General features: G+C 72.0%; 5 protein-coding genes. 3 read left to right on the forward strand and 2 right to left on the reverse strand.

All coding sequences use genetic code 11. From position 1 onward, the window contains the following. A complete protein-coding gene (locus Q4D18_RS02930) occupies window positions 1–1,011 on the reverse strand; it encodes an acyl-CoA thioesterase (RefSeq protein ID WP_303125625.1) in 1,011 nt (336 codons plus the stop codon). A 52-nt stretch (window positions 1,012–1,063) separates the two neighbouring features. Between Q4D18_RS02930 and Q4D18_RS02935 the strand changes: the two genes are divergently transcribed. Next, window positions 1,064–1,930, forward strand: a complete 867-nt coding sequence (locus Q4D18_RS02935; protein WP_303125627.1) for a TrmH family RNA methyltransferase — start codon at window positions 1,064–1,066, stop codon at window positions 1,928–1,930. Window positions 1,931–1,934: 4 nt separating this feature from the next. Here Q4D18_RS02935 and Q4D18_RS02940 read toward each other — a convergent pair whose 3' ends face one another. After that, window positions 1,935–2,603 carry a hypothetical protein gene (locus Q4D18_RS02940; RefSeq protein WP_303125629.1) on the reverse strand — a complete coding sequence of 223 codons (669 nt, stop codon included), beginning with the start codon at window positions 2,601–2,603 and terminating at the stop codon, window positions 1,935–1,937. Between the two features lie 893 nt (window positions 2,604–3,496). On the opposite strand from Q4D18_RS02940, the gene Q4D18_RS02945 reads away from it, so the two are divergent. Then, on the forward strand, window positions 3,497–5,254 hold the full coding sequence (locus tag Q4D18_RS02945) for an ABC transporter ATP-binding protein (protein WP_303125631.1): 1,758 nt from the start codon (window positions 3,497–3,499) through the stop codon (window positions 5,252–5,254). Then, window positions 5,251–6,232: ABC transporter ATP-binding protein (locus Q4D18_RS02950; protein ID WP_303125633.1), on the forward strand; the 982-nt coding region annotated here is incomplete at its 3' end. The genes Q4D18_RS02945 and Q4D18_RS02950, both read left to right, overlap by 4 nt.

Raw genomic sequence — 6,232 nt, forward strand, 5'->3', positions numbered from 1 at the left:
TCAGCGGCCGTCCTGTTCCAGCAGGTGGTTCGGGAGGCGGTTGCCGGGCGCCTTGGCGCGGATCTCGAGGAGGTCGCGGGCGTGGCGCCACAGGGCGCGGTCCTCGTCGTTGACCGGCTCCCACGCGGGGACGGGGACGGCGGTGCCGGCCTCGTCCCGGGCCACCATCACGGTGAGGCAGTAGGTGGTCAGGTGCAGCTCGCCGGTCTTCGGGTCGCCGGAGCGCACGTGCACGGCCACGTGCATGCTCGTGGAGCCGGTGTAGATCAGGCGCGCCTCCACCTCCACGAGGTCGCCGATCATCAGCGGCCGGTAGAAGCGGATGCCGCCGGAGAACACGGCCACGGTGTCCCGGCCGGCCCAGCGTGCGGAGCACAGGTACGCGGCGGTGTCGATCCACTCCATGACGTTGCCGCCGTGGACCTTGCCGCCCCAGTTCACGTCCGTGGGCTCGGCCATGAACCGCAGCACCACGCGCTCGGCGGTGCCGGCGTCCGTGTACGGCTGGCCCTTCATGGCCTCGGTGACCGCGTTCCGCACCTCGATGCGGGACACGGCGTAGTCCCGCGCCAGCTCCTGCTCGAGGGAGCGCGGCACGAACTGCGGCACCGGGGTGGGCTTGCCGTCGTCGTCCACGGCCACGAAGACGACGAGGCAGCGCGCCGCCTCGGTCAGCTCGCCGGTCTTGGGATCGCCGGAGCGGACGGTGGTGTTGATGTGCATCGAGGAGGAGCCGGTGTGCAGGACGGTCGCGGTCACCTCCACCATCTGCCCGACCTCCACGGCCTCCTTGAAGTGGATGTTGCCCACGTACACCGTCACGCAGTACCGGCCGGCCCACGCCGTGGCGGCCGCGAAGGCGGCCTTGTCCACCCACTCGAGGACGCGGCCGGCGTCGACGGTGCCGGAGTGCCCCAGGTCCGTGGGGGCGGCGAGGAAGCGGAGGGTCACCTCGTGCCGGCGCTCGACGACGGGGGAGGCGGGGGCGGAGGGGGAGGACGGGGTGCTCATGCGCCCATGATGCCCGCAGATCGTGTCCGGCCCCGCGCCTAGGATGACGGGCATGTCCTCCGAACAGCCCTCCGCCCCGTCCGACGCCGCCGCCACGACGCCCGACGACGCCCCCGCCGGCGTCATCACCGATCCCAAGGACGCCCGCCTGGCCAAGGTGCGCGAGCTGCTCAAGGGCAGGAACAGGGGCTCGCGGGCGATCATCATCGACGACGAGGAGCCCCTCGCCGAGGCCCTGCGCCACGGCGTCACCGTGTTCACCGTGTTCCACGGCGAGGACACGCAGCTGCCCGCCGCCGTCACGGACCTGCTGCCCGCGGACGCCGACGTGCAGGTGGTCTCCACGCACGCCGCCAAGGAGCTGTTCGGTGTCGAGCGGCGCTCGCGGATCTTCGCCCTGGCCCGCCGGCCCAAGCCGCTCACCGCGGCGGAGCTGCTGGAGCGCCCCGGGGACGTGGCCGTGCTGGACGGCGTGAAGCTGATGGGCAACATCGGCGCCGTCACGCGCTCGGCCAAAGCCCTAGGCTTCGCGGGGCTGATCCTCGTGGACTCGGACCTCGCCTCCGTGACGGACCGCCGCCTGGTGCGGGCCTCACGCGGCATGGTCTTCGCCCTGCCGCTGGCGCTCGCCACGGCCGACGACGTCGTCGCCCACCTGGGCGAGGCCGGCGTCCCCCTGGTCTCGCTGGACCCGGAGGCGCGGGAGCCGCTGTCCGGCATCGCGGGGATCGAGGGGCGGATCGCGCTGCTGCTGGGCTCGGAGAAGCGGGGGGCGTCCTCGCGGCTCGAGCAGGCGGCGGAGCGCTCGGTGCGGATCGACATCCACCCGGACGTGGAGTCCCTCAACGTCTCCGTCTCCGCGGCGCTGGCCATGTACGAGCGCCGCGGGGCCAACCCGCTGCCGGCCGCCCGGGGCTGAGCGCTCAGCCCTCGAGCGCGCCTGCGAACGCCAGGATCAGGCTGTAGAGCGCCTCGCCGGCCCGGCTCGCCTCGTCCGGCAGGGGTGCGGGGTGGACCCGCCAGGTGAGGGGCGTTCCGGGGGTGTGGACGGCGTCGGCGAGGGTCCAGGCCTGGTCGGTGCTCCCGTCCACCACCAGGAACTCCGTGGTCCCCGTGTCCACGTGATGGGCCACATGCAGCTCCGTGTGCCACGGGTCCTCGGCGCCGGGCCCCTGCCACGTGGCGGCCAGGCGCTCGACCTCCCCGCCGGGCTCCCGCATGCGGTGGGCGTGCCACAGCCGGGCCTCCAGCGGAAGCTCCGGCGCGGCGTCGAGGGCGATCGTCCAGGCCCCGCCGAGGGCCCGGTGCGCCTGCGTGGGCGGCTCGCCCGGGGGAAGGCCTCCGGGCCGGCCGTCCGGCGCCCCCACCCCGTCCCATCCCGCGGTCCGCGTCACCCGGGCCCGCGGGGACGGATCGCTGGGGCTGATCACCTCGGTCGGGGGCGCGGGCGCGGCGAGTCCCTCCACGACGCCGGTCAGGATCCGGCCCGCGTCCGAGCGCTCCGGCGCGCGGAGCCAGACGGGGGCGCCGCGGTCGTCGGGAAGGAGGGCGAGGCCGGTGGACGCCTCCTCGCCGAAGAGGCCGGTGCGCACGAGCTCCACCTCGTGGCCCTCGATGGGGCCTCCCGCTCGGCGGGTGTGCAGGGCGAGTCCACGCGTGTTCGCGTGCTCCTCGATGGTGAGGCGCCCGGGGCCTCCCGCCGGGACCCTCTCCACCCGGACGACGACGACGGCACCGTCACCGGTGCGGATGCGGAGCCGAGGTTCTGTGCTGTCCTGACGGTCGGCCTCTGCCTCGTTCGTCGTCAGACGGCACACTGGCTGTACCGGTCGCAGGCGAACTTCCCATCGCTGTAGATGGATGCGCGCGTGCTGCCAGCTCTGTCCTTGAGCTTCCACGCTTTGCCGCCGTGCCCCGCCGTGTCGCGGTGAAGAGACCATCCCCTAGCCTTGCCCGTACCCGCACGGTAGGTGTTGTTTCCAGAGAACAGGTCCATTCGCAAATAGGACGATCCTCCGCGAGTGAAGGTGAATCCAGCCATCCCTGATCCCGCGCAATCAGGGTGCGCCTGCTCGGGATCGGGCAGCGGTGCGGCAGTGAGGAAGGCCGAGGGGGCCGAAGTCGGGTCGACGGAGTCGCACCGATAGGGCATGGCGGTGGCGGCAGGGGCCGTGATCATCAGGCTGGCTGCGAGTGCGCTGATGCCAGCCACTCCGGAGAACTTCCGGAGAGCGCGGGACATGAGGTGCTGCGTCGTGGGCATGGCTGAACGTTAGGGCAAGCTTTGATAAACCGTCAACGGACCTGCATGCCCCTGGATTGAGGGCATGTGCTGGGGCCGATAGCGCCAGCGGGGGCAGCCCAGTGAGGCTCTGCCGTCGTGCCCCGGGCGGCTTACGCTGTCCGTGGGTTCATGGAGTATCGCCCTCGACGAACCGTGACCCCGCGGACGCCCCGCCTCGACCCATCGATCGTCAGGAGCCCCATGCTCTGGACCCTGCTGCGCCGGCACCTGCGCCCGTATGCCGGCGCGGTGCTGGCCGTCGTCGTGCTGCAGCTGGTCAGCACGCTGGCCATGCTCTACCTGCCCAGCCTCAACGCCCGCATCATCGACGAGGGCGTGGCCGTGGGGGACACCTCCCGGATCTGGGAGCTGGGCCTCGTGATGCTCGGCGTGGCGCTCATGCAGGTGGTGGCCGCGATCGCCGCGGTGTGGTTCGGGGCGAAGGCCGCCATGGGCGTCGGCCGGGACCTGCGTCGCGCCGTCTACACACGCGTGGACGGCTTCTCGGCCGAGGAGCTGGGCCGCTTCGGCGCGCCCACGCTCATCACGCGTGGCACCAACGACGTCAACCAGGTCCAGATGCTCACCCTCATGGGCCTGAACTTCATGGTGGCGGTGCCGATCATGGCGGTGGGCGGCATCCTCATGGCCGTGCAGGAGGACCCCGGGCTGTCCTGGCTCGTGTGGGTCTCCGTGCCGGTGCTGCTGGTGATCGTCGGGGTCATCGTGGCGCGCCTGATGCCGCTGTTCCGGCGCATGCAGGACGAGATCGACGCCGTCAACGGCGTGATGCGCGAACAGGTCATGGGCATCCGCGTGGTCCGGGCGTTCGTGCGCGAGCGCCATGAGGCGCAGCGGTTCACGGACGCCAACGCCGCGCTGGCGCGCACCTCCGTGCTGATCGGCCGGCTCTTCGTGCTGCTGGGCCCGGTGATCACCATGATCCTGCACCTGGCCACGGCGGCGGTGCTGTGGTTCGGGGGGCAGCGGGTCGACGCCGGGCTCGTGGAGGTCGGCTCCCTCACCGCGTTCATGCAGTACCTGTTGCAGATCCTCATGGCCGTCATGATGGGCACCTTCATGATGATGATGCTCCCGCGCGCCGTGGTCTCCGCCGGCCGCATCGGCGAGGTCCTGGACACCGTCCCCACCCTCGCCGAGCCGGTGCACCCGGTCACCCCCGCGCAGCGCCGCGGGGAGGTCGAGTTCCGGGACGTCACCTTCGCCTACCCGGGCGCCGAGGCGCCGGTGCTGGACGGCGTCAGCTTCACCGTGGCCCCCGGCACCACGACGGCCATCATCGGCTCCACCGGCGCCGGCAAGTCCACGCTGATCAACCTGGTCCCGCGGCTCTACGACCCCACGGACGGGCAGGTGCTGATCGACGGGGTGCCCGTGAGGAGGCTGGCCCGCGCGGAGCTGACCCGCGCCGTGGCGCTCGTCCCCCAGAAGCCGTACCTGTTCTCCGGGACGGTGGCGGAGAACATGCGCTTCGGCGCCCCGCACGCCACCGAGGAGCAGATCTGGGCGGCCCTGGAGATGGCGCAGGCCGCGGACTTCGTCAGGGATAGGACCACAGGCGAGGGGGAGGAGGCGGCCTCGGGGCTGGACTCGCGCCTGTCCCAGGGCGGCACGGACGTCTCCGGCGGCCAGCGGCAGCGGCTGTCCATCGCGCGGGCGCTCGTGGCCGAGCCCCGCGTGCTCCTCTTCGACGACTCCTTCTCCGCGCTCGACGTCACCACGGACGCGCGCCTGCGCGCCGCCCTGGACCGGGCGGCCGCCGGGGTGACGCGCATCGTCGTCGCCCAGCGGGTGGCCACCATCGTCGACGCCGACCAGATCGTCGTCCTGGACGAGGGCCGGGTGGTCGGCCGCGGCACCCACGCCGAGCTGCTGGCCGGCAATGAGACCTACCGGCAGATCGTGGACTCCCAGGTGCGGGAGGAGGAGCCGGCATGAGCGAGCAGCTGACGGACGCCGAGCTCGCCGAGCTCCAGGAGGCGGGCGTCACGGACGAGTGGGGCGGTGGACCCGGCCGGAAGGCGAAGGCGTTCTGGCCCTCGGCCCGGCGGCTGCTGGGCCTGTTCCGGGCCGAGCGCACCGGCCTGGTGGTGGTCGGGCTGATGGTGCTGGTCGCCGTCGTGCTCAACGTGTGGGCCCCGCACGTGCTCGGGCGGGCCATGGACGTCATCTTCGGCGGCCTGGTCTCCCGGGAGATGCCCGCGGGGATGAGCCGCGAGCAGGTGATCGAGGGGCTACGCGCCGGCGGGCACGAGCAGGCCGCGGAGATGCTCTCCGGCATGGCGTTCACCCCCGGCGCCGGGATCGACTTCACCGAGCTGGGGCGGCTGATCCTCACCGTGCTGGGCATGTACGTGGTGGCGCAGACGTTCATGTGGCTGCAGGGGCGCGTGCTGAACGACCTGGTGATGCGGATCGTGTTCGGGCTGCGCCAGGACATCGAGGCCAAGCTGAACCGGCTACCGCTGAGCTACTTCGACACGCGCCAGCGCGGCGACCTGCTCTCCCGGACCACCAATGACGTGGACAACGTGCAGCAGGCCCTGCAGCAGGCGTTCGCCACGCTCGTGTACTCGCTGCTGACCATCCTGGGCATCGTCGGGATGATGGTCTGGCTGTCCTGGCAGCTGGCGCTCATCGCGCTGGTGGCGCTGCCGGTGGCGGGCGTCGTCGTCGGGGTGATCGGCAAGAGGTCCCAGGCGCTGTTCACCGCCCAGTGGCGGGAGACCGGACGGCTCAACGGGCACATCGAGGAGTCGTTCACCGGGCATGAGCTGGTGACCGTGTTCGGGCGCCAGGCGGACATGGCCGAGCGCTTCGACGAGCGCAACGAGGCCGTGTACCAGGCCTCGTTCAAGGCGCAGTTCTACTCCGGGATGATCATGCCGATCATGCAGTGGGTGAACTGGCTGGGGT

Source organism: Micrococcus sp. (assembly GCF_030523875.1).
Lineage (GTDB): Bacteria > Actinomycetota > Actinomycetes > Actinomycetales > Micrococcaceae > Micrococcus.